The following is a 26,101-nucleotide window of genomic DNA, read 5'->3' as shown; positions in this document are numbered from 1 at the left end:
CCTGTTGATTACACAGACCGCGTGGCAAGGGCCGGAGAAACTTGTGCCGCTTTTATCGCCGGTGTCGCCGCAGCCAGTTGGCTCAACAGCACCAGACCCACCAGCGTGCTGCCCAGATAGGCCAGGGGCAGGCGGGTCAGTTCGTAGTGATGCATCAGGTACTGGTTCAGGGCAAAGGCTGCCAGGGTGCCCAACACCACACCCGCCACACAGATCATCAGGTTTTCCGTCAGGAAGTGGCGAACGATGGCGGCGCGGGTGGCGCCCAGGGCACGGCGGGTGCCGATCTGCTTACGGCGCTGACCGACGCTGTAGCTGGCCAGACCGACAATGCCCAATGCGGTGACCACCAGCAGCAGGACGATAACGGTCCCCAGCAGCTTCGCCATGGCGTTGTCATTGCGGTAGGCCCGGGAGCGGATGTCGTCAAAACTGCGAAGACTCAGAATCACCCGGTCCGGCGCGACTTTCAGCATGGCGTCCTCTATCTGGGTCAACACCGCATCGCGCTGGCTGGCCTCGACACGCACCATGTAGCGGGCGAAAAAGTTGCCGTTTTCCATCGGTACGATGGCGCTGGCGTAGGTGTGGTCCCGGTGTGCCCAGGGGGTTTGCAGAGTGTCGTATACGCCGACCACCTCAACGGCATGGTCGTGCAGGTAGATCTGCTTGCCCACGGCGCTCTCTTCGGGAAAGTAGCGCTCTGCGGCATAGCGGCTCAGCATCACCTGGGAGGGCAGGGTAGCGGGCGTCGCATCGGTCAGGATGTCGTTGGCGGTAAAGGCTCTTCCCTCCACCAGCGTCAGGCCCAGGGTGGGAAACAAGTGCTCATTGCCCTGGTAATAGCCCAGGTTCAGATCGACGCCACCCTCTTCACCCTCGGGCTTGGAGGAGACTGTGGTGGAGGATCCGCTTCCGGTCAGGGGCACCTGATTGCTGGCAGCGGCATCGATAACCCCCGGAATGGCTCGCAACGCCTGCTCATCCATGCGTCGCTGGCTGATGAAGTCCTTATCCATATGCATCTCAGCCACGGTAAAGGCGATAAGCTCCGATTCCACCACGCCGCTGTCCCGCGCCATCAGCGTCAGACGCTCCTGAATGATGTGGGCGGCGTTGGCGACCACCGCCAGTGTCAGCGCCAGTTGCAGAATGATAAGCAGAGGCCCGCTTTTACTGCGCAGCAGGGCCGAAAAAATGGGGCGAAGTTCAAACATGGTCGGCTCCTTACTGACTCTTGAGGTAGGTGGCGGGGTTGGTGCGGCCAATGCGCCAGGCCGGATAGAGTCCGGCAATCAGGGCTGCCACCAGCGAGAGGGCGATCAGAGTGGCGAGAATGGTCAGATCCATCCGTGCCAGCTGGTCATAGCCCGGATAGAGTTGCCTCAGCCCGGCCAGACCCACCAGCGCCAATACGCTGCCCAGTACGCCACCAAACAAACCAATGATCGCCACCTCCACTAGGTGCTGAGCCAGGATCTGTCCGCGATTGGCCCCAAGGGCGCGACGGATGCCCGCGTGGGCAGCCCGGCGCAGGAACTTGGCCAGCAGCAGGCCAACCATATTGACGAGGCAAACCAGCAGGAACAGGAAAGAGAGGGCAAGCAGAATCCGGTTGTCTTCGCTCACGACTTCGTTGTAATCGAGCCACTCACTGACGGTACGCAGGCTGGATGTCGGATTTTCAGAGGGAAAGCGGCCCAGTGCCTGTTGCTGCTCGATGTAGGCCGCCAGTTGCTGCTGGTATTCCGCTTTCTGTTCCGGTCCGGTCAGTTCAACCCAGTACTGCACCCAATACATCTCGGAGTTAAGACGGTCGGCATAGCTGTTGATGTTCTCCTGTTTCCAGCCATTGGAGTTGCCCCAGGCTTCGATCTCGTGGACGGGCAGCAGGCTGAAGGGGATAAACATCTCCTCGTGCTCGTGAAAGGCCCCATTGTTGACGTCGTAGAACAGCGGCTGCGGCTTGTAGTCGTCAATGATCCCCACCACGGTGTAGCTCTGGCCGTTGGCGTCGATGGTTTTACCCACGTTGTTGCCGCCGCCAAACAGCTTGTCGTTCAGGCTTTGACTGATGACGGTAACGGGCTCAGCCAGTTGATCCTGGGCCTCGCTCCAGGGGGCGCCATGCTGGAACACCGCATCGAACATGGCGAAAAAGTCGCGGCTGGCGGCGCGTCCATCGGCGATAAAGGGGTGGACCTCCGGATTGGCCGGTTTGACGGTGAACCCGGTGCGAATCATCGGAGATTGGCGCACCGGCCCGGACTGCTGGCTCAGGTTGTGCGCGTCCTGATAGGTGATCTGGTAATACAGGCCATCATCGGTGCCACTGTGGTGATCGTCATGATGGCTTTTCAGTTGCACCGCATAGAGGCGGTCATCCTTGTGGGCCATGGGGTTGTGGCTCATGGTGTGGTGTACCGTCAGGCTGGTGCCTGCGGCGCCGATACCAATGGCGATGGCCAGCACCATCAGGGCGCTGATCACCGGACTCTGCCTAAGGCTTAACCAGGCCAGTTTGACGTAGTAGAGAAACATGATCCGCCCCTCTTATGCCTGGGCCGCGATGGGATCGGTATCCCGGCGACGGTTGAGCATCGCCAGATCACACACCTGTCCATCCACCAGATGGATGTTGCGCTGGCTCTGTGCTGCCTGCTCCGCATCGTGGGTCACCATGATGATGGTGGTGCCGGCGCGGTTGATCTCCCGCAGCAGTTCCATCACCTGTCGCGCCATCATGGAGTCGAGATTTCCGGTGGGTTCGTCGGCCAGCAGAATGCGGGGCTCACCCGCCAGAGCACGGGCGATCGCCACCCGCTGCTGCTGGCCACCGGAAAGCTGGGAGGGCAGGTGCTTCATCCGGGCGGCCAGGCCCACCTGCTCCAGCGCCTGCTCAATTCGGCGCTTTCGTTCTGCGGCACTGAAACCCCGATAGCGCAAGGGCACATCCACATTGTCGAACAGGTTGAGGTCCGGCAGCAGGTTGTAGCCCTGGAAGATGAAGCCGATCTTTTCATTGCGCAGCAGAGAACGCTCCCGGTCGGTCAGCATGCTGACCTCTTCGCCATCCAGGTAGTAGCGGCCGCTGCTGGCGTTTTCCAGCAGTCCGGCAATGTTGAGGAAGGTGGTTTTACCGGAACCGGAGGGGCCGGTGACGGCCACGAACTCGCCCTCTTTTACCTCAAGGTGGAAGCCTCTCAGGGCGTGAGTCTCGATCAGGTCGGTACGAAATACCTTGCCAATGTTATCCATGTGCAGCATGGGGAACTCCTTTACTTAATGAAGATCTCGCTGCTGTTCAGCAGCCCTGAGAGATCGGAAATGATGATCTGGTCGCCGGCATCCAGCCCTTGAATCACCTCGATATGGGTGAGGCTGGAGGCGCCCAGTTGAAGGGGAATTTTGTGGGCCAGCTGGCCCTCGATGCGGTAACCGATCCGGCCCTGACCTGACTGGATAAACGCGCCGCGTCGCACCATCAGCACGTTCTCCAGCGACTCAAGCAGGATGCGGGCGGTCAGGCGCTGGTTCTGACGCAGTTTGACGTTACTGGCATCAAAGCGGACACGGACTTTTACCTGGTTTGCGACGATCTCCGGGGAAATACCAGCGATCTCTCCTGAAAGGGTACGGCCACCCACCTCCAGTTCCACCGGCATGGTCAGGCCCAGTTCGTCGGCATAGCTCTCCGGAACGTCCAGTTCCGCCTGGTAGTCGGTCAGGCTGACCACGGAGAGCAGCGGCTGGTTGTCGGCCACCTGCTCTCGCTCCTCAACCAGGGTGTTGCCCACCAGACCATCCAGCGGCGCCCGCAGTGACAGCGCGTCCACCTGACGTTGCAGCTCAGCGACCCGCAGCCGTTGCCGGTTCAGTTCGACCTCGGCGGCCTGCTGTTCAAACTTCAGGGTGTCCCGGGCCAGGGCGATCTCCTGCTCCGCATGCTGGTGAGCGATGCGGGCGCTGGCGAATTCATCCTGGGCCTGTTGGTGATCGATGTCGCTGATAAGGTCTGTCGCGGCGGCTTTGTCGGCACGACGCTTCTCGCGCTCCGCTGCCACCAGGGTGACCTTGGCCTGATCCAACCGACGTTGCAGTTCCAGTTCGGTGCGGCGGGCATCCAGGTTTCGGCGTTGCAGGTCCAGCGCCAGACTGGCCTCGACCGCCTGCTGCTGAGACAGCTCCGCCTGCAGTTCCGGACTGTCGATCTCCGCGAGCAGCTGATTCGCTTCGACCATTTCACCGGCTTGAACCTGAAGGGCGATGCGTCCGGCAGAGGGGCTGTAGATCACCGGCGCATTGGCGGCGACGATGCGACCCCGGGCGGCGATCTCCCGCACCATGTCACCGCGCTCCACCGTGGCCATCTGCAGGCGGCTGCCGCGCACGCTTTGTTGTCCCTGGCCGTAACTGGCCCACAGGTAGCCACCGCTGGCCAGCAGCAGGGTCAGCCCAATGGTGGGCCACAACCAGCGCCGCGCCCGGGGGCGTTGCCGTACCACATCCTGTCCGGAAGTATCCTGAATCATCACAGTGTCCGCTTGTTTCTCAATGACCTATGGCGTCATAAGGAGCAGGAGCCGTGCCACTTTTTCTGATGTGCTGTAACTCGTTGAAATCTCAGGCTTTGGCGTTTGTGCAACGCCGCCTGTTGCTGTCCGGCACTGTCCGAAGTGTCCGGGGCGGACACTTTTTTCTGTCCGGTCGGGTGTCCGTGAGGAAATCGGTAACTGAATAGGGGCATTGCTATGCTAAGTCCCCGTTAGCCTTTGATTTTTCTTACTGATACTCTGTCGAAAACCTGGAACGATTCGGAGCCTGTTATGGCCAAAACCCTCTCCACCACCGCTCTGGCCAAGACCCTTGGGATGCCCGCCAAAACCCTGTTTGACCGCCTTGCCAAAGCGGGTTACCTGGTCAGGGAAGCGGAGCGCTGGTGCCTGACGGAGCAGGGGCGACTGGCGGGCGGTGGCACCGCCCACAGCGAGAAGTTTGGTGAGTATGTGGTGTGGCCTGAAAACCTCACTCTGCCCGCTGCCGAGGGACTGTTGAGTGTGTCCAAATTGTCTGAATCCACCGGACTGGGGCGAGAGAGCCTGCTTGGATTGCTGCATGAAGTGGGCTACCTGGCGCCTGCGCCGAAAGGGTGGCGGGTGACCGATTCCGGCAGAGCGGCCGGGGGGATTCAGCAGGCGGACAAGCGCAGTGGCGCCCCCTATAGCCTCTGGCCAGCGGCGCTGGTAACCGATCCGCTGCTTAAGCGAGCGCTGGCACAAGCGCTGGGCAAGGATGCAGATAAGGAGTCCACCCATGGGTCCATCGCCAGTTTCCGGGCCAAGTTTGATGCCAAGTACCGCACTCTGGATGGCCACTATGTCCGCTCAGTCGAAGAGTTGACCATCGACAACTGGCTCTATCTGGCTGGCCTGGCCCACGCTTACGAGCGGCCGGTCAGGGAAACCCTGGGCCAGGTCAATGAAACCTACTGCAGTTTTTTCCTTCCCCGTGGAGCCATCTACATTGATTACGTGGAGGGTTTGGATGCGGAGACACTTGGTGAACGTCAAACCCTGTATCGCCAGCTTGGATTGAAGCTGATTCAGCTCTATCAGGCTGACCTCGCCAACCTGGACGAGGTTTTGCCCCGTCGTCTGCTGGCTTTTGGTATTGAGGTGTATTGATGGCAATGAATGGCAACCGGTGGGTGAGGGCGGCGATCAGAGGGGCACTGTGGGGCGTTCTGGTGGCGGCACTGCTGTCGACGCTGATGGCTGCCTGGGACTGGTGGGAGAATCCTGGCGGGATCTTCCGCTCCGGAGCCCGGACACAGTGGTCTTTTGTCTGGGATACCTTCATCAGCTGGTTTGCGCCGACCCTGCCCAGCTTTAGCCTGACCGGCATCGGCGCCATGTGGGCACGCCAGTGGTGGCGTCGCTAAGGAGCGAACATATGCAACAACAGGAACAGGAACTGGTCTACGGAGGATTCTGGATTCGGGTGGGGGCGGCGTTGATCGACACCCTGTTGTTGTCGATGATCATCGCGCCGATCCTGACCTTTATCTACGGTGAGGAGTACTGGATCTCCCAGGATTTTCTCTATGGCACCTGGGACATTCTGCTTAACTACCTGTTTCCCGCCATTGCCGTGTTGATCTTCTGGAGCTACAAATCCGCCACCCCCGGCAAAATGCTGCTGAAACTTAAAATCGTGGACGCCAAGACCGGCGGCAAACCCACCACCGGGCAACTGGTAATTCGCTACCTGGGTTACTACGTCAGCACCATCCCCTTTCTGCTGGGGCTGATCTGGGTCGGCATCGATAAGCGCAAGCAGGGCTGGCACGACAAACTGGCGGACACCGTGGTGGTGCGTCATCAGCAGCAGACTGCCGTGACCTTTGATGAGGAAGCGCCATGAAAATCGTTTTGACCACGCTGCTGTTGTTGAGCGTTTCTCTGGGGGCTGCCGAGCATCCGATTCAACCCCTGAGTCTGGAGGGGGATGGCAAAGTCTCAGTGCAGGGGCGGCTTAAAGGCTATGAGCTGATGGAATACCGGGTCAGCCTCTGCCAGGGCCAGCGTTGGTCAGTGGTGCTGGATAGCGACAACCGGTTCCAATATTTCAATGTCACCGGCCCAAACCAGGACACGGCGCTCTTTATCGGTTCCACCTCCGGTACCGAGTATGAGGGGGAGGCCGCCATGGACGGTGAATATCGCATTCTGACCTACCTGATGCGCAATGCGGCCCGCCGGGATGAGGTGGGCCGCTATACGCTGACCATCGAGCACCTGGGGCCACCGACTGGCCCGAACCTACCAGACCCCTGATAAGGAGAGACCATGCCCAGAAGGATGACGCCAACCGCTGAGGGCACCCATCAGGCTCTGAAAAATACCGCCTACGAAAGCATCGTTATCAGTTGGCTGATGCAGGATGGCTGGCAGGTGTTTACCCCGGTTCTGGATAATGGCCACCAGACCGACATTCTGATCTCCGACGGTCCCAACTATCACCGCATCCAGGTGAAAACGGTGGAAGCCAGCGGCGAGCGCCACCCCATCGTTAACCGCTGGACGGACAGCCATGTCAATGTGGTGGTGGCCTTTGCCCGAAACTCCAACTGGGGCTATGTCATGCCCGCCTTTACCGAGCCCAAACGTGCATTGAACAGTCCGGGGCACTATAAGTTTGAGCAGACCAAAAACGACTTTCTTCGGGCTTTTCACCAGTTGGACTGATCATGAAACGTGGAGCCGTGTTCTCCCCCTGTGGAGATTATCGTTACGCCCTATGGCGAAACTGGCACCCGGCGGGTTCCCGGTTGCTCGTTGTGGGCCTCAACCCCTCAACCGCCGATGGGGAGCGGGATGATCCCACCTCCCGTCGCTGCATCGCCTTCGCCCGACAATGGGGCTTTGGCAGCCTGTGGCTGGCCAACCTTTACGCCTGGCGCAGTCCCAGGCCCTCCGACCTTCGCCACCCTGCGGATCCGGTTGGCCCCCTCAATGACCACTGGTTGAGCTGTCTGGCCAGGGAGAGTGACGCCATACTGGTGGCGTGGGGCGCCAAGGGCGCCAGGCAAAGTCGGGCACGTGCGGTTCTGGAAGGGCCGCTCTCCGGCTATCGGTTGACGTGCCTGGGGCGCTGCCTTAGCGGGGCGCCGAGACATCCTCTCTACCTGAAACGGGATACCTGCCCCCAACTCTTTGACCCCCCATTAAGCGAAAGGAAGCGATCACAATGACAACCCTGACCATCCGCACCGCCGACTACCACAACCCAGAGGATTGCGCGGTACTGGCGCAGATGCTGGATATCTATGCCCGGGATCCCATGGGCGGAGGTGCTCCGCTGAACCCTCAGGTAAAAGCCACTCTGGGCCCGGCATTGGCCAATGTTCCCGGCGCTATCTCGCTGTTGGCTTATCTGGATGGAGAGCCGGTGGGCCTGCTGAATGCCTTCAGCGGATTCTCCACCTTTGAGTGCAAGCCCTTGCTCAATATTCACGATGTGGTGGTGGTGCCAACTCAACGGGGCCGGGGTGTGGGGCAGGCGATGCTGGCAGAGCTGGAGCGGCTCGCCAGAGAGCGGGGCTGCATCAAGCTGACGCTTGAGGTGCTGGAGGGGAATCGGGGGGCGCAGGAAGCCTATCGCCGAGCGGGTTTTGCGGGGTATGAACTGGACCCAAAAATGGGCAAGGCGCTGTTCTGGCAAAAGTGCCTGAAATGAACAGCGCCCTGGTGTGCGCTCAGGGGTAGAGCACCGCCACCAACTCCTCCACCTGGCGGTGAAGCTGGCTGGGGTCTGAGTGGGTCAGATTCAGGTGGCCCACCTTACGGCCCGGGCGCACGGATTTGTTGTACCAGTGCAGCTTGGCGTCCGGGCAGATCACCGGATTGGGCGGCTCAACACCCAGCAGATTGACCATGGCGCTTGGCTGAGGGGCGCTGGTGGGCCCCAGAGGCAGGCCGGCAATGGCTCGGACATGGTTCTCAAACTGGCAGGTGAGGGCGCCGCTTTGAGTCCAGTGACCGCTGTTGTGCACCCGCGGGGCCAACTCATTGATCTTAAGCTCGCCGTCCACCAGAAACAGTTCCAGCGTCAGCACACCAACGTAGTTCAATGCTTCCAGCAATCGCCGGGCCATCTCTTCCGCTTTTGCCTGCAGCCCCTCTGGCAGTGACGGTGCCGGAGCGAGGGAGTGTTGGAGGATCCCGCCAGTATGGTGGTTCTCCGTCAGGGGATAGCAGGCCACCTTGCCGTTGCTCGCACGCGCCGCGACCAGCGACAACTCACGTTCAAAGGCTACGCCGCCCTCGGCGATGCACTCCACGCCCTCCGGTATCTCAGGAAGGGGCGTGTCCGGGCCATTGAGACGCCACTGGTTGTAGCCGTCGTAGCCATCTTCACAGCTCTTGATAAAAAGCGGCCAGCCCAGCTGATGACCCAGTGCGATCAGGTCGGTTTTGCCATCAATGGGACGCCAGGGCGCAGTGGCAATGCCCTGATCATTGATAAACTGCTTTTCACGCGCCCGGTGCTGGCAGACGGAAACCGCGTGCGCTTCGGGGTACACCGGCGCAAACGCTTTCAGCGCACTTAACAGCGCCACATCCACCTGCTCACGCTCAGTGGTGATCACCTCGGGGCGTCCGAGCCCTTCGTAGATCGATTCGGCGCTCTCGCCCTCGCTCATGCGATAGATGGGGCCAAGGCCGGTCACCGGTGCCGGATCTTCCTGCGGGCCAGCCAGGAAGCTGAAACTCAGCCCCCGGGGCCATCCCGCCAGGGCCAGCATCCGTGCCAGCTGGCCGCAGCCGATGATGCCGATTTTCATTTCACGACCTCTTCCGCAACGGAGTCGGTCTGGCTGCTGCGCCAGTCGATCAGGCGTTGGGTCAGCTCTGCATCACCCAGGGCCAGCATCTGCGCGGCGATCAGGCCCGCATTGTAGGCACCTGCGCCGCCGATGGCCTGACACGCCACGGCCACACCGCGGGGCATCTGCACCATGGACAGCAGAGAATCCATCCCCTTCAGGTTGCGGCTGGAGACCGGCACCGCGACCACCGGCAGGTGGGTCATGGCAGCGGCCATGCCCGCCAGGTGAGCGGAACCGCCCGCACCGGCGATGATCACCTGGATGCCGCGCTCATGGGCCTCGTTGCAGAAGCGGTAGAGGCGATCCGGGGTGCGGTGGGCGGAAACCACCTTGGTTTCATAGGCCACACCCAGCGCTTCCAGCGGCTTGGTGGCTTCTTCCATGGTGGCCCAATCGGACTGGGAACCCATGATGATGCTGACTTTCGGTTGAGACATGATGGCTCCGAACTTAATGAATAAAACGGGTGATCAACGCGCTGTAGAGGGGGATGCCCACCAGCACATTGAAGGGAAAGGTGATGCCCAGCGAGGCGGTGATGGCCGGTCCCAGATCCGCCTTGGGCAGCGCGGCAGAGAGGGCAGCGGGCACGGCGATGTAGGAGGCGCTGGCGCCAAGTGTGGCGATCAGAATGGTACCGCCCTGACTGAATCCCAGCAGGTAGCCCAGCCCGGTGCCGAGCAGGGCCCCAATCAGGGGCATGGCCACGCCGAAGCTGGCCAGGAATGAGGCGTTATTGCCCAGTTCACGCCAGCGCTCGGCGGCTTTCTGGCCCATCGCCAGCAGGAACAGCGCCAGTACGCCGTGGAACAGCTCGCCGAAGAAGGGCATGATGCGCTCGGCCCGGTCGCCGCCCCACCAGCCGATCAACAGGCCACCCAGCAGCAAAACCATGCCCTGGTTCAGCATCATCTCGCGCAGGATCGCCTTACCGTCGGTGCTTTCGCCCTTGCGGCTGGCCAGCCACAAGCCGACGGCGATGGCAGGCGCTTCGAGCAGGGCAACAAAGAGGGGGAAGTAGGGCTCGTACTCCAGTCCACGGCTCTCAAGGAAGGCCACCGCTACCGCATAGGTGGCCACACTGACCGAACCGTAGTGTGCCGCAATGGTGGCGGCATCCAGCCGGGGCAGGTGGCCGAAGCTGCGCAGCAGGGGAAAGGCGATCAGCGGCAGCACAAAGCCGAAAGCGAGAATGGCGCCCGCTTCTATCAGCAGAGCCGGATTAACGTGCTTGGAGAGGGCGATGCCGCCTTTGAGGCCGATGGCCAGCAGCAGAAAGATAACCAGGGATTGATAGAGGCTTTTGGGAAGACTCAGTTCGGCCCGGACAAACTGGGCGGCAGCGCCCAGTACAAAGAAGGCGACAACAATGTCCAGACCCATGACTTAGCGCTCCGCTGCAGCGGTTTGCAGTTGCGGGCGTGGGCGCAGAACCAGGCTGGTGGTCATCAGAATCAGACCGGTCATGGCCAGACTCCAGTCGCTGATTTGCGCGGTGGCCAGAGCCCCTCCCATCAGCATCAGGCTCATGGCAATGGTCATTTCAAAAGCGAGGCGACGCGACATAATTCCATCCTCCGGTAATTCCTTAACGCCGCGAAGTGTGCTCCCAAATCAAAATAGATGGAAATCGAAAAAAAATTTAATTTATATAGATAAACGCCTATATTTTGGCGTTAAGTGTTTGATTGTTGGATTAACTCTCCTTTGCCGATAGTGACAAGTTGGGAAGGGAGCGTACAGGAGAGTGGAATGAGTGCCCGAGCGACCCTGAGACAGATGGAGATTCTGTTGGCCCTGAGAGAGGCCGGCACCGTCAGTGGCGCGGCAGAGCGCCTGCACCTTACTCAACCCACGGTATCGATGCAGTTGAAGAAACTCAGTGAAACCCTGGGCGCTGATCTCTACCATCAGGTCGGTCGGCGCCTGCAGTTTACCGATGCCGGTGAGCGTGCCCTGGAAACCGCCATCGAAGTGCTGGCCAGTTTCGAACGGATGGAGATGGACCTGGCGGCGTTGAAGGGGCTTAAGCGGGGGACATTGCGACTGGGGGTGGTGACCACCGCCAAATACTTTATTCCTCACCTGCTGGGGGGATTCCTGGAGCGGTTTCCCCAGATCGACGTTGAGTTTAAGGTGGGGAACCGGCAGCAGGTGATCGACCGTCTCTCAGAAGCCCGCGACGATTTCTACGTATTCAGCCACCCACCACAGGATGCGCCGCTCTCCCTCCATGAGTTCCTTGATAACCCTCTGGTGGCGATCGCGGCGGCGGATCACCCCTGGGCCAAACGGAAACGGATCAGCCTGGCCGAGTTTGCCCAGGAGCCGTTCCTTATCCGTGAACATGGCTCTGGTACCCGTTATGCGCTGGAGCGTTTTCTGCGGGAGCAGGGGGTTAAGCTCAATGTGCGTATGACGGTTGAGAGTAACGAGGCGATTCGACACTCGGTAATGTCCGGCCTTGGGGTCTCGGTGATCTCCACTCACACTCTGGCTTTTGGGGGTGACTCCGGACTGGCGATTCTGCCGGTGGAGGGGATGCCGATAGAATCCCACTGGTACCTGGCCCACCATAAGGCCAAATCCCTCTCTCCCGTCGCGTCCACCTTTCTGAACTGGATCCAGCAGGCAGATAACCTCAAGATTGGACTCTAACCCGAAGTCAGAATGCACAGACCACGCCAGACGGGTTGCTGACAGAACCGGCTGTTGGCAACCCAAATCCAGCCGTTATTCACGGTTTGCCGGATATTGGCGTAATTTCCAACCCGCATCCCAAATAGTGACCTAGCCTTATTAAGCGTTTTCTTCGCTGGATCCCCATAAACCACACCTTCAACCAGTGGGGATCTTTGTGCCTAAAAACTAATTGGACGTTTCTCCCGCCTGGTTAAGGAGAAGATTGTGAACCCAGTCATTCGCTTGATACCTGCCGCCTTTCTGCTCTTCGTGGCGCTGTGCCTTTCCATAGCCCCCACGCTTGCCAACCCAAACCGTACCGTTGAGTTCGACGCCGACACTCTGGAGTATCTGCCCGAAGATGTGGCCTGTGCCCTTATCACTCTTGGTACTCGAGGAAAGTCACCTCATCAGGATGAAGGGAGCGACATACATGGTTCCCCCCCTTGGCGTAACGCCAGTGAACCGGAACAGTGCTTTAAGAAACTGGAAAAGCGCGGTTTGGTGGCGGTGGTGCTCTATGGCTCCGAATCGGATGAGGCCGACATCCTGGCCATCGACACCGAGAGTTTGCGCCTCGGTCCCAACCAGGCTCGACCCTGGCGTCAGGAGGTCCTGTATGACGATCTCAACCACGACGCGTTGATGGACCTGGTCCTGCTGGTGCAAAAACACAAACTGGGATTGGAGGAGGGCACACGTTTTCTCACCATTACCGGTCTCCATGCCTATGGCGATACATCCGGCCCCCTACCGTCAACGACCGATTCGCAGCCCATGCAGGCAACCGCCCCATTAGGCGCCAGCCCCAATCCGGCAACCGCACTGTTCTCTGCGGTTTTGAGAGGCGTGGGCAGCTCGATTGGCAGCACCGCAACCAGCTATCTGCTGGGCTCACTGGGGATCGCCAACCAAAGCGACAGTCCCCTGGTGGATCTCTCGCCAATCGTTGACGAACTGGAGGGGATATCGGAGCAGATCGCGGCTTTGACCACCGAAGTGAATCAGGCCCTCAGTCTGATTGCAGGTGAGATTCAGACCGGACAGTGCTCCACGGCGTTTAACACCATCTCGGATGATGTGGCTCAGATCACCACCTGGACCAACATCTTGCAGGACTGGTCCGATCGCACCGCCAATGGCGATCTGCCACCCACCACCTCCTGCGCTGTCTCAGACATAGAGAACTGCATGGAAACCTGGGTAAATGCAGTGCTGGACACCAATGACGGGGTGGTCACCCGACTAACCCGTATCCACACCCAACTGGTGCCCTCCGGCGGCATTGATGGCTTGATGGCAGCCTGCGTAAAGAGCTTTCCCCAACCGGGTTCCTTCACCTTTGGCGACACCGACTACTACGCCCAGGTTCAGGATCTGACCCACTACTTCTATGGGATCCAGGCGCAGGCAGCCAATCTTTATGCGGAAGCGCGCCACTTTCGGGCCTGGCAGGCTGCGGTGGATGAGGGGTTAGCGACGCCGGACGTTACCACGGTGCGCGATGTCTGTGATTCGCCTCCGGCCGGTACTCAAACCAAAACCCAGTGTGACCTGGCGAAAACCACCGTTTCCCGCATCTATCGCCGCTTGCAGACACAGATAGCGGTAGCGGGTGTGCCTTACAGCCGCAGCAATGTGGCTCTGCTCAATGGCACCAACGATCTCTGGTTGCTGCGTCTGGATGATGTGTCTGACGCCGATGGGCAGGGTTGCGCGTTCCCCCTGACCACCGCTGCCACCTGCGGCAGCAGCACCGGAACCTACCAGGACACCGGCTTTGTGGATGTCGACAGCAAGCCGCTGGTGATGGGGGGACTGGATGCGTTTGCGGGGTACAACAACTGGCGGGTGGCGGACAACACTGCCTGGACCAATCTGATGCGCTCAACCGTTAATGGTGTCGGCTACCAGTCCAGCCAAACGGTAGAGGCCTTTATGGACGATACCCTGGGGTTTGACTCCTCGGGGAAGGCCCGGATCTTTATCACCAACAACACCGTCGATGCGGGCTTGAATATCCGCGACTCTGAGCCCAATCAGGTTTGCTTCGTTGACGCCAATTACCAGGGAAGTAAGTGGACCAATACCGCTGTGCCGCCCTGGTGCAGTTCTGAGTCACTTGGGTCCAGCTATCCGCCGTCAGGGGAGGAGAAGATCTATGTGGGTTACTACTCCGGCGGCTGTGGATACAACACCCGCGCCGGTTTTGTGCCTGGTGACAGCAACAATATGAGCTTCTATGCGGGGCGGCCTGCGTTTCAGGCGGTGGGAGATTCCGGCTCCTGCCCGGTTTGGCTAGGTTCAGCCAGACCCACCTGGTGGACGGTTCATAATCGCGCTGAGGGCACACCAAGGCATTTCCGTTATCCCATCGTCGACATCAGTACCCTGAGCTGTGGCGAGGCGCTCATGTGTGGTGGTGCGAGAAGCCAGTCTAATCCGGCGGGGATACCCAGTATGTGCGGTGCGGATTTTGACGCCTACTTCGACAATCTGGTGCCCACCCCGGACAGCCTTTCGGGCTCAGGGTGCTAGCGGGCGACCAGCTTAATGCCGTGACCGGGGGGCCGAATTGGTCCCCCTCTTTTTTGAGCGCGTGCATCCCGTTTGGCCGTGGCCTGAAAGGGTCAGGGTGTTAAGGTGAGGGTTCAGACAACCGGAGTCAGGTGGAGCAGGGCAAGGATGCACAGAAGGATATCGCTCGCGGAGTACGTTAAAAAACGCAATGGTGTGCCGCTGGGTTCCCCGGGCTCCCTGCAGGCGATGTTGCATCGATCGTTCGGCGCAGACTCCTTTCACGGTTTCTGGCACTACTGGAACCCCATCTGGGGCTACTACCTCTCCCGCTACGTGATGCGACCACTCCATAAGGTCTTGCCGCTCTGGATCGCGGTGATACTGACCTTCCTGGTCAGCGGCGCGCTTCACGATATTGCTGTCAGCCTGGTGAAGTGGCGGCCAATCTTCTTCCTGACTCCCTGGTTTACCCTGATGGGCGCGATGGTGGTGCTCTCAAAAGCGGGAAATCTCACCTTTGGGAACGCCCCCTGGATAGCACGCGCGCTGATCAACACCGCCTGTATCTGGGTTGGGTACTACCTGACGACCCTGCTTCAGGGGGCATGGCGCTAAAGCGCCTCTAACCCCAGTTTCAACAGCAGGCCGATAACAAATCCGGTCGCCATGGAAGCGAAGGTGCCGATCATCACGTACTCCGTGAATTTTCGGTCATGCCGATCCTTGAGATCACCAAAACGGAAAACCGACTTGGCGGCGAGCACAAAGCCGACGGCGGCGATCTGGTTGGTCAGCAGGAAGGTGACAATCAGGCCGCGCTCGATATAGCCGATGTATTCGCCCGCAGAGGCGAGGGTATGGGTGCTCCGTATGCCCTCAGATGCATCATCCGCGTGAGGCAGATCCTCAAAATCCAGGTGCCAGCGGCCGAGCAGCGTAGAGATCAGAATCGAGGCGGGTTTCATCGCCAACAGGTAGGCCAGTATCACCAGCAACAGTGGCGTATTCAGGGCCGCTTGCAGCCAGTCCAGCAGGTGGGGGTAACCGTTCTGAGTCACCATCAGCCAGATCGCGACCAGCCAGAACAGATGGAGTAACTGGTCCGCCACCAACCACTTTAGAGTCGGGGCTTGATAGGACTTGATCAGGTCCACGATGTAGTGGGAGAGAAACATCACCAGAAAGGCGATGGCAGCGGCATTGCTGGTGCCAATATAGGCCCAGACCAACAGGCCGGACAGGGTGGCATGGAGCAGGGCATGAACCGGTAACCAGACCGACTGGCTGTGGCGTTCATTGCGCTCAGCCACCCAGCGATCGGGCTGCAGGTAGAAATCGCCAAGCAGGTGGCCCAGCAGAAGCAGGATGAGCAGCGGCAGGTCGGTCAATGGCGCCCCTAAATGGTCTGATTATCCTTCCGTTTTCCAGAACCTATCACAGCCCATCGCGTTTTCGAACATGGAGAGGGTTTCGTCGAGGGTGGCGTACGCCGCCCGGTTGAGAAACCGGGTATAGGAGGTGCGTCCTACCCCCATCTTCTTCGCCAGAGCTTCATGGGTGAGGGTGGGGTGGGTGAGTTTGAGCAGCAGGGCGTGGGCGGCGTTGGCATTGAGGCCAGATACCGCCGTGTCCAGATAGCGAAACAGAACCGGCAGAAACAGCTCAAGAGTGGGGGAAGTGCTGCGAATCGCCAAGCGGGCGTCGTTCATCTCATCCAGTTGACGACCGGAGAGTACGAAGGCTTCCCCCCGGCCGGTCGATACCCGATCGGGGAGTGTCTCACACTCTCCAATCCCCAGGGCGATGCGGGCATCAATGGGCTGTTTTTGGTGGGGAAGGGTGCGCAAAGTCAGGCGAAACAACAGGGCGACCAGCAGGCCATGGCCGGGATGCTCAACCAAGAGTTGAAAGGCGTCGCCACGGAAGATCTCACCCCGGGCCCCAAACCGCTCAGCACACAATGAGATAGTCTGTTCCAGTGCATGCAGGTAGGCCTCCTGCTCTGGATTGGTCAGTTGCTGGGAATCCACGATGTCCCCGGTCAGTACCGCCACTTTGCCCATGTTTCCCCCGGGATTGCTGATGGTTTTGGTCTGTGTGCATAAAAAGCAGCACATAAGTCATATGTGCAGAAAATATAGCACAATTATTGTTGGTGCAATAAATGCTGCACGCATCAGGCTGTCGGTGGCTTATGCAGTTGCGGTATGGCTTTGAAAGGCTGGGATCTATCAGGGGGTTAGGGAAAGACTCCCCAAGCAATGTCGGGGTTCGGGCCAGAACCGGATAATGCCGGGCGCGGAGGGCACCCGGCTATGGTCGGCAACCGAAAGGTCTCAGAAGCCCTCGAGTACGATTTTGCCCCGGGATTGCTGAGATTCCAGCAGGGCATGGGCCCGCTTCAGATTCGCGGCGTTGATGGTGCCAAAGTGCTCCGCCACGGTGGTGCTGATCCGGCCCTTATCCACCAGCGCGGCGATGTGGGTCAGTATCGTCTGCTGGCGTTGGATGTCCTTCGTCTGGAACAGGGCACGGGTAAACATAAACTCCCAGTGGATCGACACGCTCTTGCGCTTAAACGGCATGATGTCGAAGCTGGCCGGGTCATCGATCAGACAGAGTTTGCCCTGAGGAGCGATCACCTCTGCGATGGCAGCCAGGTGGCTGTCGGTCTGGTTCAGGCTGGCCACGTACTTGACCGGTGGGCAATCCAGTTCATTGATTTGCTGAACCAGATCCCCGCGGTGATCCACCACATGATGAGCACCCAGCTCAGACACCCACTTCTGGCTGTCAGGACGCGACGCGGTGGCGATGATGCGGATGTTGGTCAGTTGGCGAGCGAGTTGAACCAGAATAGAACCCACGCCACCGGCGGCGCCAATCACCAGCAGGCTGTCCCCGCTGTGGTCGGTGTCGGTGCAGAGGCCCAGACGGTCAAACAGCATCTCGTAGGCGGTCAGGCCGGTCAGGGGCAGGGCGGCGGCTGCAGACGGGGTCAGTGATGAAGGGCGGTGGGCCGCGATACGGGCGTCCACCAGTTGAAGCTCACTGTTGCTGCCGGGGCGGGACACATCACCGGCGTACCAGACCCGATCACCCACTGCGAACCCCTCCACTGCGCTACCAACCGCATCCACCACGCCAGCAGCATCCCATCCCAGTACCTGGGTTTGCCCTTCGGCAGGCTGAACACGGACGCGGATCTTGGTGTCCACCGGGTTCACGGACACCGCTTCAACCCGTACCCGCAGGTCATTAGGACCCGGCTCCGGGATCGGCAGTGTTACATCCAGCAGGGCGTCGTCGGCGTCGATCGTCAGGCTGTGGTGATAACCCACGGCTTTCATGGTCTGGCTCATCAGGGATCTCCATTGTTCTCGATAGGGGCCAGCTTATTTGACGCTGTTGGTTTGAAAAACTAGAGTCTGGCACAAGCTGTTTCAAACAATAATTGAAAATGAAGGCTCTGCAGGATCTGGATATCGTCGTGCTGACGGCACGCCTGGGCAGTCTGTCTGCCGCTGCCCGTCAATTGGATCTCACTCCGGCCGCCACCAGTGCGGCATTAAAGCGGGTGGAGAACGAACTGGGGGTGGCCCTCTTTGTGCGTTCGACCCGCTCCCTCAAGCTGACCGATGAGGGCGAGCGGTTTCTCAGCCACTGCTCCGAGGCGCTGGCGTTGCTGAAAAGCGGTGCCGAGGCGGTTCGTTCCAACCAGAGCCAGTTTGCGGGCCCCCTGCGTTTGTCTCTGCCGTCGGATCTGGGACGTCGAACCCTGCTGCCCTGGCTGGATCAGTTTCTGGAACAGCACCCGCAACTGACCTTGCAACTGCAACTCTCCGACCGCCTTTCCGATCTCTATCAAACCGGCTCCGATCTCTCGTTGCGCTATGGTGAGCCGGAAGATTCGAATCTGGTGGCACTACCCCTTGCGCCCAACAATCGGCGGGTGCTGGTGGCGTCGCCAGCCTACATCGGGCGTTATGGCGAACCGGACCACCCGGCCCGACTCAGCGATCACAACTGCCTCTGCTTTCATCTCGATGCCTACCGCCATGATCGCTGGGCGTTCAGCCGTAATGGTGAGAGCCTGACGGTAAAAGTGAAGGGGGATCGCAGCGCCGACGATGGTGAAGCGGTTCACCGCTGGGCGCTGGCGGGGCAGGGCATCGCTTATAAATCCCGTTTGGATGTGGCGGACGACCTGGCTGCCGGGCGGCTGAACGTGGTGTGCTCCGATTGGATGGGGGAGGCAGCGCCTTTGAATCTTATCTGCGCGGATCGGCGTCAGCTCAGCGCCCGCATCCAGAGTCTGCGCGCTTTTCTGGCAGAGCGCTGTGAACAGCAGCTGGCACGGAGTTATCGCCATGAACGGTGAATTGATTCCCCTCACGGAAGCGGACCGCCAACGCCTTGTTGAAGCGCGGCAGTGGCTGGAGTCGCCGGGCCTGGCCGCCCGCATCAGTGACAAACTGGGCAGCCCCATTGAAGCGGGGATGAAACGCTTGCCCTCGGGCTGGCGGGAAAAGGTTAACAACCTGACGCAAACGGCGCTGAATCAGGCGCTAAAAGCGGCGATTCGCACGATGAAAACCGGCGAGTCTGCCCAGCCTTCAACCCGGATGCATAAGTTCGCGGTGGCCACCAGCGGCGGCGTTGGGGGCTTCTTTGGTTTACCCGCCCTGGCGCTGGAGTTGCCGGTATCCACCACCCTGATACTGAGGGCCATCGCCGACATTGCCCGGTCCGAGGGCGAAGATCTTCACGATACCGATACTCAGTTGGCCTGTTTGACGGTGTTTGCCCTGGGCGGCAAGGGGGACGCGGACGATGGGGCGGAGTCGGGCTATTTTGCGGTGCGGGCGGCGCTGGCTCAGTCGGTCACCCAGGCCGCAGAGCATCTGGCGAGCCGCGGGATGACCAGTGAAGGCGCCCCGGTGCTGATCCGGCTTATCACCTCGGTGGCGCAGCGCTTTTCCGTGCAGGTGTCGCAGAAGGTGGCGGCCCAGGCTATCCCCGCCATTGGCGCAGCGGGAGGGGCCACCATCAACACCCTGTTTATGGACCATTACCAGCGCATGGCCCGGGGGCATTTCACCATCCGGGCCCTGGAGCGCCAGTACGGCCAGGAGGCGGTGCAGGCCGCCTACCTGGCATTAGGCCGGTAACGGCTTACGCCAGGCTGACCGATTCCGGTTCCTCTGCCTGAGCCACTTTCAGAGCCTGCAACTGCAGTTCGTACATGGCGCGATAGTGGCCGGTCGGGTCGCTCATCAGTGCGGCGTGATCGCCCTGCTCGATGATCTCACCGTGAGAAAGCACCACAATCCGGTCCGCATGGCGAATGGTGGAGAGACGATGGGCCACGACGATCAGTGTCACTTCGCCCCGCAGATCGTTCAGGGCTTCCTGCACCACCTGTTCCGTTTCACTGTCCACGTTGGCGGTGGCTTCATCCAGCAGCAGAATGCGCGGTGAGGCCGCCAGGGCGCGGGCGATGATCAACTGCTGCCGCTGGCCGGTAGAGAGTCGCAGCCCCCCTTCACCCAGCTGGGTCTGGTAGCCCTCGGGCATCGCTTCAATCACATGATGGAGGTGCGCCCGTCTGGCTGCCTGTTCCACGGCGTCCTGGCCCAGCCCGCGGCCCATATCGATGTTATCGTAAAGGCTGGCGGCCAGCACAAAGGGTTCCTGCGGGATCAGGCCGACGCCGGAACGCAGACCATCATGGCCATACTCCGCCAGGTCACGGCCATCCAGTTGGATCTGCCCGTTGGCACTGGGGTAGAAGTTCAACAGCAGGGAGAGCAGGGTGCTCTTGCCGCTGCCGGTGTGGCCAACCACCGCATAGAAACCGCCTGCCGGGATCGACAGATTCAGCCCCTTCAGCACCGGTTTATCGTCGCTGTAGCCGAAGCGCAGGTTGTTGAGGCTGATGGCGCCCCGTTCAACACGGGCCTGCTCTGCCTGGTAGTGCTGCTCCTCCTGTTCCAGCAGGGTGGAGACCCGGTCACCGGCCACCATCGCCTGTTGATACAGGTTAAAGCGCTGGGTGATCTCCGCCAGGGGTTCGGTAAAGCGCCCCATGTAGCTCAGGAAGGCGTAAAGCACCCCCACTTCGGCAACCCCGGCAACCACCTCAATGCCAAACAGCGCGATGATCCCCACCAGCACCAGAACCGCCAGCATGTCGATGGCGGGACGCAGCAGCGCAGCGCCGATCCGCACCGTTTTCATCCGGGCGCCATAGTATTCGCCGTTGACCTGATCGAAGTGGCCCAGGTAACGCTCCTGTCCAGCGGTGGCCTGAATCACCGCCATCCCGGCGATCGATTCGCTGATGTTGGCGTTGATGTCGGAGCGCAATGCCCGGGAGTGGGTCACCGCCGGGCCGGAGAAACGCTGATACAGGTAGATGATCAGCAACACCGTCGGCACCAGCGCGAGGGCGATGATCATCAGTTTGATGTTCAGCAGCGCCATCGCCACCAGCATGCCAATCAGAAGGATGGCGTTGCCCAGTACGTTGGAGAGGAACTGGACATAGAGGTCTTTGATCGACTCGGTGTCGTTGGTGATGCGACTGACCAGCTGACCGGTGCGGGCGTGGTCGAAGTAGCTCATCGGCAGACGCACCACATGGCCGAATACCCGACGACGGATATCGAGCACCGCATTCAGCGCCATCTCGGAGAAGCGCAGGGTTTGCTGGTAACGGAGCCAGGCGCTGCCCAATTGGGTTACCGCATAGAGCAGCAGCAGGCCGCCCAGTGCCATCGGGGCGAAGTCCCCTTTCAGGAGGTGGTCGTCGATAAAGATCTTGGCCAGAATCGGGCCTGCCACATCAAAAACGGTGGCCAGCACCAATAGGGTCAGCGCCTTGGCCAGCAATGGCTTGTCCCGGTAGATGTAGCCCGTCAACAGGGCGAAAGTGCCGCCACGGGCCTTACTGCTGCTCATGGATTTGCGCCTCCATCTGTTGATAGGTCCACATCCGGCCATACCAGCCGTCCTGGTTGGCCAGGGTGGTGTGTTTCCCCCGTTCACTGCATTCACCATGGCTCAGCACGATGATCTCGTCCGCATCCGCCATTGAAGCCAGACGATGGCTGATGATGATGCGACTCTGCTCCGGCCGGTGGGTGCGGAGGTGAGTCAGGATCGTTTGTTCCGTGCCCACATCCACCGCAGAGAGGGCATCGTCCAACACCAGAATTGGCGCGCGGGAGAGCAGGGCACGGGCGATGGCGATGCGTTGGCGCTGGCCACCGGAGAGGGTAACGCCCCGTTCCCCCACCAGGGTTTGATAGCCCTCGGGGAAGCGCAGAATGTCCTCATGAATGGCCGCCAGTCGTGCCGCTTCGGCCACCGCCTCATCCGGCGCATCGGGCCAGGCCAGCGCAATGTTGTCGCGGATGCTGGCGCTGAACAGGAAACTGTCCTGAGGCACGTAGGCAAAGGCGCTGCGCAGGGCGTTAAGCCGGTAGTGGTCCAGCGGTTTGCCGCCCAGAGATATCTGGTTTTGTGCCGTTTCCCAGTAGCGCATCAAGAGCTGCACCAGGGTGGTTTTTCCTGACCCCGTCGGCCCGGCAATGCCCAGGGTCTGACCGGGAGACAGGGTCAGGCTCAGGGATTTCAATGCGTCGGGTTCACCGCTTTGATAGGCAAAGGTCAGGTCGGTGACCGTCAGCGTGGTGTCCTCTACGTCGGCACTGCCGCGATCCTCGACACTGTCGGGCACCTGCAGCATCGACTCGATGCGACCATGGGCGGCGCTGCCCCGTTCAACAATATTAAGCAGCCAGCCAAAGGCGAACATTGGCCAGATCAACTGACCCAGGTAGAGGGAGAAACTGGTCAGTTGTCCCACCGTCAACTCGTTATGGTGGATCAACCAGGCGCCGTAACCCAGCGTCAGGCCGGTGGCGAGGGTCAGGCAGACGAAGATCACCGGGTCATAGAGGGCTTCGGTGCGGGCCACTTCGTAGTTGCTCTTGGCGGCGTCGTTGGCGATGGCACTAAAGCGGTCGCTCTCCACCTGTTCCCGCCCCATCGCCTTAACCAGCCGAACCCCGACAATGGCTTGCTGAGTGGCGTCGTTCAGGGTGGAGAACTTCTCCAGAGAGTCGCGGAAGTGCAGATGCAATCGCTTCGAGATGGTGTAAAAGGCCCAACCCATAAAGGGGAAGGGCACCAACGCCACCAGCGCCAGGCGCCAGTCGATCACCACAAACATCATCGCCAGCACCAGCAGGAAGGTGAGGATGCCGTCAAAGCCGGACAGAATGCCCTCTCCGGCCGCCATCTCGACCGCGTCGATGTCGTTGGTGGCGCGGGCCATCAGGTCGCCGGTGTTGTGGCGGCTGTAAAACGCCTGGCCCTGACGGGTCAGACGTTGATAGAAACGGTGGCGCAGCACGGTGCCCAGTTGGTAGGAGGTGCCAAACAGCACCACGCGCCAGCCAAAGCGAAGCAGATAGAGGGCCAGCGCGATCGCGCACAGGTGAGGCAGGTAGCCGCCATCCCAGTCCCCGCCTTTGGGCACGGCCAGGAGACCGTCAACGGTCTGGCCAATCAGGTAGGGCACCAGCATGTTCAGAATCGCCACAACAAGCAGCATCAAAACGGCCAGCGCATAGGTTCGGGCGTGCTGTCGAAAAAACCAGCCCAAATGCACAAAGAGGGACATCTTGTTTCCTGGTGGATGGTGGGCAGAGCCCAAAATAGCAGGGTAGGGTAAAACCCCATCTTCGCAACGTCGCTGCGCCACGAAAAGGCAGACCGTTATTATGACGTTATGCCGCTGAAAATGAACCCTCTCGCTTACTGGCGCTGGCAAGTTATTACCGCAAAACAGCCAGATAAACGAAGGCGACGGTGATCGCACCTTTTTGCACGTCGTGATCCAGGTCGCCGCGGTCTGGCCGGAACTCCGGTAAGCTCCCCGGTTCCTTTGGCCCGACGAGAATAACAATGACTGACACTTCCCCTACACAGACTGCCTCCCTGATCGACGGCAAGGCGATCGCCAATCAGGTGATCGACGAGATTGGCGCCGAAGTTCGTGCGCTGACCGAAGCGGGCAAGCCGATCCCCGGACTGGCGGTGGTGCTGGTGGGTGAAGACCCGGCCAGTCAGGTGTACGTTCGCAATAAGCTGCTGAAGTGTCAGCAAGCCGGAATCGCCAGCCGGGAGTACCGTCTTCCGGTGGAAACCATGGAGTCAGACCTGCTTGGACTGCTGGTTGACCTCAATGACGACCCCGATGTTCACGGTATCCTGGTGCAACTGCCCCTGCCCAAGCACATTGATGAGCAGAAGGTGCTCCAGGCGATCGCCCCGGAGAAGGACGTGGACGGTTTTCATCCGGAAAACCTGGGTCGTCTTCTGGTCGGCGCGCCGGATGCGTTGGTTCCCTGCACGCCGCTGGGCTGCCTGATCATGCTGCGCCAGACCATGGGTGAGGCACTGGCGGGCAAGCACGTGGTGGTGGTGGGCCGCTCCAACATCGTGGGCAAGCCCGCAGCACTGCTGGCACTGCAGCAGCACTGCACCGTGACCCTGGTGCACTCCCGCACTCAGAATATCGAAGCCCTCTGCCGTCAGGCGGATGTGTTGATCGTCGCCGTTGGCCGCCCTGAACTGGTCAAAGCGGAGTGGGTGAAACCGGGTGCGGTGGTGCTGGATGTTGGCATCAACCGGGTGGAGCGTGATGGCAAAGCCCGTCTGGTCGGTGACGTGGCCTTTGATGAAGTGGCTCAGGTGGCGTCCGCCATCACGCCGGTGCCCGGTGGCGTAGGGCCGATGACCATCGCCTGCCTGCTCCGCAACACGCTTCAGGCGTATCAGCGCCAGCAGCGCTAAATCCGGCGAAACCGGAACTGGTTCACCGGTCCCCAATAGGGATCGGTGACCTGCGCCTCCTCAAAGGCCCCATGGGTGTACTCATCGATGGTACGGCGCCAGAATCGCACCGCCTCATCCGCACCGGTGATCTGCTTGCTTATCCAGACCCCGTGATGGAGATCGAACAGGGCGTGGGCAAACCGCTGCCCCATACGGGCGCCCCGGCAGGCGGGCACCACGTAAAACTCCCTGATCTCATGCTCCCCCGGCCGATGTTCAATTGCTGACAGGCCACAGGGGCGATCGTTCACGTAGTAGAGATAGCCCTGGATGTCGCCGCCCAGCTGGGTGTCGTGCATAAAACGTCCGTCAGCCAACGGCTTGCGACGGGTCAGTCGGGAAAACTCCCCTTCATAGGCTTGTGCCAACTGGTAGTAGACGTTCTCAAGCGCAGGCGTCACCTGGATCAGTTGCAAGTTGCTCATCTCCCCTCCCTTAACGCAGTTGGCTGTCTTTACTGCCTCGTCGGTTGTACAGGCTGTGACGGCGAACCTGCTCGTCCGCCAGGGCCTGACACGCCAGACAACGCTGGACGCCGGGCAGGGCGCGCCGGCGTGCAGTGGGGATGGGCTCATCACAATCGATGCAGAACTGGGCACTTTGTCCATGGCTCTGCTGAGCACGGATCTGCGCAATGGCATCTTCGAGAGTGGCGTCGATCTGTTCATTGACCGCGCCATCACGGGTAAATCCTACGGCCATACTGCCTCCAAATTTGGGGACGGCACCACGGCATTACCGGGCGTTGAGCACCTCCTGATGGAAGCGCAGATGCTGCTCGATAAAGGTGGCGATAAAGTAGTAACTGTGATCGTAGTCCGCATGCTGCTCCAGCGTGAGCGGATAGCCACTGGCCCCGGCGGCGTCCACCAGGTGGTGTGGCTGTAACTGGTTGTCCAGAAAGGGATCGGCCAGCCCCTGGCTTACCAGCGTCGGACAGAAATTATCTTCCGTGGCGCGACACAAGAGTTCGGTGGCGTCATGTTGGTGCCACAGCGCAGTGTCGTTCCCCAGGTACGCTTCAAACGCTTTCTGACCCCAGGCAACCTGGCTGGGGTGACTGATGGGGCTGAAGGCGGAAACCGACAGGTAACGACCCGGATGGCGCAGCGACAGCACCAGAGCACCGTGTCCGCCCATTGAGTGGCCGGAGATGGCACGGCGGTCGGACACCGGGAAGTGGGTTTCGATCAGAGCGGGAAGCTCCTCCACCACAAATCGCTCCATCCGGTAGTGTGCAGACCAGGGCGCCTGTGTGGCATCCAGGTAAAACCCGGCGCCCTGACCGAGGTCATATTCCGCATCGTCTGCCACCTCATCGCCGCGGGGACTGGTGTCTGGGGCAACAATGGCGATGCCCAGCTCTGCGGCAATACGGTGTGCACCCGCTTTCTGCATCATGTTTTCATCGGTGCAGGTCAGGCCCGACAGCCAGTACAGCACTGGAACGGGATGGTCTGCGCTGGCATGAGGAGGCAGGAACAGGGCAAACCGGGTGCGGCTGTTCAGCGCCTCTGAATCGTAGGCCAATTGATAGTGCCAGCCGCCAAAACTGCGATTGGCACTGATTTGGGTCAGTGATGTCATTGTGTGTTCCGA

At 60.4% G+C, this 26,101-nt stretch carries 29 protein-coding genes; 13 read left to right on the top strand and 16 right to left on the bottom strand.

Features of this window, described 5'->3' with window-relative positions; genetic code table 11:
• Positions 1 to 8: 8 nt before the first annotated feature.
• Genes KUV52_RS14325 through KUV52_RS14310 form a run of 4 tightly spaced genes read right to left on the bottom strand, consistent with a single transcriptional unit; the run spans position 9 to position 4,532 of the window.
• Positions 9 to 1,217 carry an ABC transporter permease gene (locus KUV52_RS14325; RefSeq protein WP_222526601.1) on the bottom strand — a complete coding sequence of 403 codons (1,209 nt, stop codon included), beginning with the start codon at positions 1,215 to 1,217 and terminating at the stop codon, positions 9 to 11.
• Positions 1,218 to 1,227: 10 nt separating this feature from the next.
• A complete protein-coding gene (locus tag KUV52_RS14320; RefSeq protein WP_222526600.1) occupies positions 1,228 to 2,541 on the bottom strand; it encodes an ABC transporter permease in 1,314 nt (437 codons plus the stop codon).
• A gap of 12 nt (positions 2,542 to 2,553) precedes the next feature.
• On the bottom strand, positions 2,554 to 3,267 hold the full coding sequence (locus tag KUV52_RS14315) for an ABC transporter ATP-binding protein (protein WP_222526599.1): 714 nt from the start codon (positions 3,265 to 3,267) through the stop codon (positions 2,554 to 2,556).
• Positions 3,268 to 3,278: 11 nt separating this feature from the next.
• Positions 3,279 to 4,532, bottom strand: coding sequence for an efflux RND transporter periplasmic adaptor subunit (locus KUV52_RS14310; protein WP_222526598.1), 1,254 nt, complete (start codon positions 4,530 to 4,532; stop codon positions 3,279 to 3,281).
• Between the two features lie 294 nt (positions 4,533 to 4,826).
• Between KUV52_RS14310 and KUV52_RS14305 the strand changes: the two genes are divergently transcribed.
• The 7 genes from KUV52_RS14305 to KUV52_RS14275 are packed head-to-tail and all read left to right on the top strand — an operon-like array spanning position 4,827 to position 8,238.
• On the top strand, positions 4,827 to 5,684 hold the full coding sequence (locus KUV52_RS14305; RefSeq protein WP_222526597.1) for a hypothetical protein: 858 nt from the start codon (positions 4,827 to 4,829) through the stop codon (positions 5,682 to 5,684).
• Positions 5,684 to 5,941, top strand: coding sequence for a hypothetical protein (locus KUV52_RS14300; protein ID WP_222526596.1), 258 nt, complete (start codon positions 5,684 to 5,686; stop codon positions 5,939 to 5,941). Before KUV52_RS14305 ends, KUV52_RS14300 begins: the two co-directional genes overlap by 1 nt.
• Before the next feature lie 11 nt (positions 5,942 to 5,952).
• Complete coding sequence (locus tag KUV52_RS14295; RefSeq protein ID WP_222526595.1) at positions 5,953 to 6,423, top strand: RDD family protein; 471 nt, start codon at positions 5,953 to 5,955, stop codon at positions 6,421 to 6,423.
• Positions 6,420 to 6,836 (top strand): hypothetical protein, encoded by a 417-nt coding sequence (locus tag KUV52_RS14290; protein WP_222526594.1) that lies wholly within the window; start codon positions 6,420 to 6,422, stop codon positions 6,834 to 6,836. Before KUV52_RS14295 ends, KUV52_RS14290 begins: the two co-directional genes overlap by 4 nt.
• A 12-nt stretch (positions 6,837 to 6,848) precedes the next feature.
• The gene (locus KUV52_RS14285) at positions 6,849 to 7,247 is read left to right on the top strand and encodes a hypothetical protein (RefSeq protein ID WP_222526593.1); all 399 of its coding nucleotides are present in this window, start codon (positions 6,849 to 6,851) and stop codon (positions 7,245 to 7,247) included.
• A gap of 2 nt (positions 7,248 to 7,249) precedes the next feature.
• Positions 7,250 to 7,753 carry a DUF1643 domain-containing protein gene (locus KUV52_RS14280; protein WP_222526592.1) on the top strand — a complete coding sequence of 168 codons (504 nt, stop codon included), beginning with the start codon at positions 7,250 to 7,252 and terminating at the stop codon, positions 7,751 to 7,753.
• Positions 7,750 to 8,238, top strand: coding sequence for a GNAT family N-acetyltransferase (locus KUV52_RS14275; protein WP_222526591.1), 489 nt, complete (start codon positions 7,750 to 7,752; stop codon positions 8,236 to 8,238). Before KUV52_RS14280 ends, KUV52_RS14275 begins: the two co-directional genes overlap by 4 nt.
• 19 nt (positions 8,239 to 8,257) lie before the next feature.
• Here KUV52_RS14275 and KUV52_RS14270 read toward each other — a convergent pair whose 3' ends face one another.
• The 4 genes from KUV52_RS14270 to KUV52_RS14255 are packed head-to-tail and all read right to left on the bottom strand — an operon-like array spanning position 8,258 to position 10,957.
• Positions 8,258 to 9,346 carry a 5-(carboxyamino)imidazole ribonucleotide synthase gene (locus KUV52_RS14270; RefSeq protein ID WP_222526590.1) on the bottom strand — a complete coding sequence of 363 codons (1,089 nt, stop codon included), beginning with the start codon at positions 9,344 to 9,346 and terminating at the stop codon, positions 8,258 to 8,260.
• Positions 9,343 to 9,828: a 5-(carboxyamino)imidazole ribonucleotide mutase gene (gene purE, locus KUV52_RS14265; protein WP_222526589.1), complete on the bottom strand. Its 486-nt coding sequence runs from the start codon at positions 9,826 to 9,828 to the stop codon at positions 9,343 to 9,345. The genes KUV52_RS14270 and purE overlap by 4 nt, the downstream gene beginning before the upstream one ends.
• 13 nt (positions 9,829 to 9,841) lie before the next feature.
• A complete protein-coding gene (locus KUV52_RS14260; RefSeq protein ID WP_222526588.1) occupies positions 9,842 to 10,774 on the bottom strand; it encodes a sodium-dependent bicarbonate transport family permease in 933 nt (310 codons plus the stop codon).
• A gap of 3 nt (positions 10,775 to 10,777) precedes the next feature.
• On the bottom strand, positions 10,778 to 10,957 hold the full coding sequence (locus KUV52_RS14255; protein ID WP_222526587.1) for a hypothetical protein: 180 nt from the start codon (positions 10,955 to 10,957) through the stop codon (positions 10,778 to 10,780).
• Positions 10,958 to 11,143: 186 nt separating this feature from the next.
• On the opposite strand from KUV52_RS14255, the gene KUV52_RS14250 reads away from it, so the two are divergent.
• From KUV52_RS14250 to KUV52_RS14240, 3 genes are all read left to right on the top strand, one after another.
• Complete coding sequence (locus tag KUV52_RS14250) at positions 11,144 to 12,049, top strand: LysR family transcriptional regulator (protein WP_222526586.1); 906 nt, start codon at positions 11,144 to 11,146, stop codon at positions 12,047 to 12,049.
• A gap of 249 nt (positions 12,050 to 12,298) precedes the next feature.
• Positions 12,299 to 14,611 carry a hypothetical protein gene (locus tag KUV52_RS14245; protein WP_222526585.1) on the top strand — a complete coding sequence of 771 codons (2,313 nt, stop codon included), beginning with the start codon at positions 12,299 to 12,301 and terminating at the stop codon, positions 14,609 to 14,611.
• A 147-nt stretch (positions 14,612 to 14,758) separates the two neighbouring features.
• Positions 14,759 to 15,208: an MBOAT family O-acyltransferase gene (locus tag KUV52_RS14240; protein WP_222526584.1), complete on the top strand. Its 450-nt coding sequence runs from the start codon at positions 14,759 to 14,761 to the stop codon at positions 15,206 to 15,208.
• Here KUV52_RS14240 and KUV52_RS14235 read toward each other — a convergent pair.
• The 3 genes from KUV52_RS14235 to KUV52_RS14225 all read right to left on the bottom strand — a co-directional run bounded on the left by KUV52_RS14235 (position 15,205) and on the right by KUV52_RS14225 (position 17,943).
• Positions 15,205 to 15,981 (bottom strand): DUF3307 domain-containing protein, encoded by a 777-nt coding sequence (locus KUV52_RS14235; RefSeq protein WP_222526583.1) that lies wholly within the window; start codon positions 15,979 to 15,981, stop codon positions 15,205 to 15,207. The genes KUV52_RS14240 and KUV52_RS14235 overlap by 4 nt on opposite strands.
• 21 nt (positions 15,982 to 16,002) lie before the next feature.
• Positions 16,003 to 16,656 carry a SatD family protein gene (locus KUV52_RS14230; RefSeq protein ID WP_222526582.1) on the bottom strand — a complete coding sequence of 218 codons (654 nt, stop codon included), beginning with the start codon at positions 16,654 to 16,656 and terminating at the stop codon, positions 16,003 to 16,005.
• A 273-nt stretch (positions 16,657 to 16,929) separates the two neighbouring features.
• Positions 16,930 to 17,943, bottom strand: coding sequence for a zinc-binding alcohol dehydrogenase family protein (locus tag KUV52_RS14225; protein WP_222526856.1), 1,014 nt, complete (start codon positions 17,941 to 17,943; stop codon positions 16,930 to 16,932).
• Between the two features lie 110 nt (positions 17,944 to 18,053).
• Here KUV52_RS14225 and KUV52_RS14220 point away from each other — a divergent pair, with 110 nt between their 5' ends.
• Together KUV52_RS14220 and KUV52_RS14215 are read left to right on the top strand one after the other, a co-directional pair.
• Positions 18,054 to 18,974: a LysR family transcriptional regulator gene (locus KUV52_RS14220; protein WP_222526581.1), complete on the top strand. Its 921-nt coding sequence runs from the start codon at positions 18,054 to 18,056 to the stop codon at positions 18,972 to 18,974.
• On the top strand, positions 18,964 to 19,764 hold the full coding sequence (locus KUV52_RS14215; protein WP_222526580.1) for an EcsC family protein: 801 nt from the start codon (positions 18,964 to 18,966) through the stop codon (positions 19,762 to 19,764). Before KUV52_RS14220 ends, KUV52_RS14215 begins: the two co-directional genes overlap by 11 nt.
• 4 nt (positions 19,765 to 19,768) lie before the next feature.
• Here KUV52_RS14215 and KUV52_RS14210 read toward each other — a convergent pair whose 3' ends face one another.
• Both KUV52_RS14210 and KUV52_RS14205 read right to left on the bottom strand, forming a co-directional pair.
• Complete coding sequence (locus tag KUV52_RS14210) at positions 19,769 to 21,556, bottom strand: ABC transporter ATP-binding protein (RefSeq protein WP_222526579.1); 1,788 nt, start codon at positions 21,554 to 21,556, stop codon at positions 19,769 to 19,771.
• Positions 21,543 to 23,285, bottom strand: a complete 1,743-nt coding sequence (locus tag KUV52_RS14205) for an ABC transporter transmembrane domain-containing protein (RefSeq protein ID WP_222526578.1) — start codon at positions 23,283 to 23,285, stop codon at positions 21,543 to 21,545. Before KUV52_RS14205 ends, KUV52_RS14210 begins: the two co-directional genes overlap by 14 nt.
• A gap of 284 nt (positions 23,286 to 23,569) precedes the next feature.
• Here KUV52_RS14205 and folD point away from each other — a divergent pair, with 284 nt between their 5' ends.
• The gene (gene folD, locus KUV52_RS14200) at positions 23,570 to 24,460 is read left to right on the top strand and encodes a bifunctional methylenetetrahydrofolate dehydrogenase/methenyltetrahydrofolate cyclohydrolase FolD (RefSeq protein ID WP_222526577.1); all 891 of its coding nucleotides are present in this window, start codon (positions 23,570 to 23,572) and stop codon (positions 24,458 to 24,460) included.
• On the opposite strand, the gene KUV52_RS14195 is transcribed toward folD, so the two are convergent.
• Genes KUV52_RS14195 through fghA form a run of 3 tightly spaced genes read right to left on the bottom strand, consistent with a single transcriptional unit; the run spans position 24,457 to position 26,089 of the window.
• Positions 24,457 to 24,927 carry a GNAT family N-acetyltransferase gene (locus tag KUV52_RS14195; protein WP_222526576.1) on the bottom strand — a complete coding sequence of 157 codons (471 nt, stop codon included), beginning with the start codon at positions 24,925 to 24,927 and terminating at the stop codon, positions 24,457 to 24,459. The genes folD and KUV52_RS14195 overlap by 4 nt on opposite strands.
• 10 nt (positions 24,928 to 24,937) lie before the next feature.
• Positions 24,938 to 25,204: a DksA/TraR family C4-type zinc finger protein gene (locus KUV52_RS14190; protein WP_222526575.1), complete on the bottom strand. Its 267-nt coding sequence runs from the start codon at positions 25,202 to 25,204 to the stop codon at positions 24,938 to 24,940.
• 33 nt (positions 25,205 to 25,237) lie between these two features.
• A complete protein-coding gene (gene fghA, locus KUV52_RS14185; RefSeq protein WP_222526574.1) occupies positions 25,238 to 26,089 on the bottom strand; it encodes an S-formylglutathione hydrolase in 852 nt (283 codons plus the stop codon).
• Positions 26,090 to 26,101 lie beyond the last annotated feature (12 nt).

The organism is Ferrimonas balearica (assembly GCF_019802055.1).
Taxonomy (GTDB): domain Bacteria; phylum Pseudomonadota; class Gammaproteobacteria; order Enterobacterales; family Shewanellaceae; genus Ferrimonas; species Ferrimonas balearica_A.
This window is presented reverse-complemented; position numbering and strand designations above follow the sequence as displayed.

What these genes read in the sequence shown, in the direction of transcription:
- KUV52_RS14325 (WP_222526601.1), bottom strand. Translation starts at nt 1,217, where the DNA reads ATGTTTGAACTTCGCCCCATTTTTTCGGCCCTGCTGCGCAGTAAAAGC.
- KUV52_RS14320 (WP_222526600.1), bottom strand. Translation starts at nt 2,541, where the DNA reads ATGTTTCTCTACTACGTCAAACTGGCCTGGTTAAGCCTTAGGCAGAGT.
- KUV52_RS14315 (WP_222526599.1), bottom strand. Translation starts at nt 3,267, where the DNA reads ATGCTGCACATGGATAACATTGGCAAGGTATTTCGTACCGACCTGATC.
- KUV52_RS14310 (WP_222526598.1), bottom strand. Translation starts at nt 4,532, where the DNA reads ATGATTCAGGATACTTCCGGACAGGATGTGGTACGGCAACGCCCCCGG.
- KUV52_RS14305 (WP_222526597.1), top strand. Translation starts at nt 4,827, where the DNA reads ATGGCCAAAACCCTCTCCACCACCGCTCTGGCCAAGACCCTTGGGATG.
- KUV52_RS14300 (WP_222526596.1), top strand. Translation starts at nt 5,684, where the DNA reads ATGGCAATGAATGGCAACCGGTGGGTGAGGGCGGCGATCAGAGGGGCA.
- KUV52_RS14295 (WP_222526595.1), top strand. Translation starts at nt 5,953, where the DNA reads ATGCAACAACAGGAACAGGAACTGGTCTACGGAGGATTCTGGATTCGG.
- KUV52_RS14290 (WP_222526594.1), top strand. Translation starts at nt 6,420, where the DNA reads ATGAAAATCGTTTTGACCACGCTGCTGTTGTTGAGCGTTTCTCTGGGG.
- KUV52_RS14285 (WP_222526593.1), top strand. Translation starts at nt 6,849, where the DNA reads ATGCCCAGAAGGATGACGCCAACCGCTGAGGGCACCCATCAGGCTCTG.
- KUV52_RS14280 (WP_222526592.1), top strand. Translation starts at nt 7,250, where the DNA reads ATGAAACGTGGAGCCGTGTTCTCCCCCTGTGGAGATTATCGTTACGCC.
- KUV52_RS14275 (WP_222526591.1), top strand. Translation starts at nt 7,750, where the DNA reads ATGACAACCCTGACCATCCGCACCGCCGACTACCACAACCCAGAGGAT.
- KUV52_RS14270 (WP_222526590.1), bottom strand. Translation starts at nt 9,346, where the DNA reads ATGAAAATCGGCATCATCGGCTGCGGCCAGCTGGCACGGATGCTGGCC.
- purE (WP_222526589.1), bottom strand. Translation starts at nt 9,828, where the DNA reads ATGTCTCAACCGAAAGTCAGCATCATCATGGGTTCCCAGTCCGATTGG.
- KUV52_RS14260 (WP_222526588.1), bottom strand. Translation starts at nt 10,774, where the DNA reads ATGGGTCTGGACATTGTTGTCGCCTTCTTTGTACTGGGCGCTGCCGCC.
- KUV52_RS14255 (WP_222526587.1), bottom strand. Translation starts at nt 10,957, where the DNA reads ATGTCGCGTCGCCTCGCTTTTGAAATGACCATTGCCATGAGCCTGATG.
- KUV52_RS14250 (WP_222526586.1), top strand. Translation starts at nt 11,144, where the DNA reads ATGAGTGCCCGAGCGACCCTGAGACAGATGGAGATTCTGTTGGCCCTG.
- KUV52_RS14240 (WP_222526584.1), top strand. Translation starts at nt 14,759, where the DNA reads ATGCACAGAAGGATATCGCTCGCGGAGTACGTTAAAAAACGCAATGGT.
- KUV52_RS14230 (WP_222526582.1), bottom strand. Translation starts at nt 16,656, where the DNA reads ATGGGCAAAGTGGCGGTACTGACCGGGGACATCGTGGATTCCCAGCAA.
- KUV52_RS14225 (WP_222526856.1), bottom strand. Translation starts at nt 17,943, where the DNA reads ATGAAAGCCGTGGGTTATCACCACAGCCTGACGATCGACGCCGACGAC.
- KUV52_RS14220 (WP_222526581.1), top strand. Translation starts at nt 18,054, where the DNA reads ATGAAGGCTCTGCAGGATCTGGATATCGTCGTGCTGACGGCACGCCTG.
- KUV52_RS14215 (WP_222526580.1), top strand. Translation starts at nt 18,964, where the DNA reads ATGAACGGTGAATTGATTCCCCTCACGGAAGCGGACCGCCAACGCCTT.
- KUV52_RS14210 (WP_222526579.1), bottom strand. Translation starts at nt 21,556, where the DNA reads ATGAGCAGCAGTAAGGCCCGTGGCGGCACTTTCGCCCTGTTGACGGGC.
- KUV52_RS14205 (WP_222526578.1), bottom strand. Translation starts at nt 23,285, where the DNA reads ATGTCCCTCTTTGTGCATTTGGGCTGGTTTTTTCGACAGCACGCCCGA.
- folD (WP_222526577.1), top strand. Translation starts at nt 23,570, where the DNA reads ATGACTGACACTTCCCCTACACAGACTGCCTCCCTGATCGACGGCAAG.
- KUV52_RS14195 (WP_222526576.1), bottom strand. Translation starts at nt 24,927, where the DNA reads ATGAGCAACTTGCAACTGATCCAGGTGACGCCTGCGCTTGAGAACGTC.
- KUV52_RS14190 (WP_222526575.1), bottom strand. Translation starts at nt 25,204, where the DNA reads ATGGCCGTAGGATTTACCCGTGATGGCGCGGTCAATGAACAGATCGAC.
- fghA (WP_222526574.1), bottom strand. Translation starts at nt 26,089, where the DNA reads ATGACATCACTGACCCAAATCAGTGCCAATCGCAGTTTTGGCGGCTGG.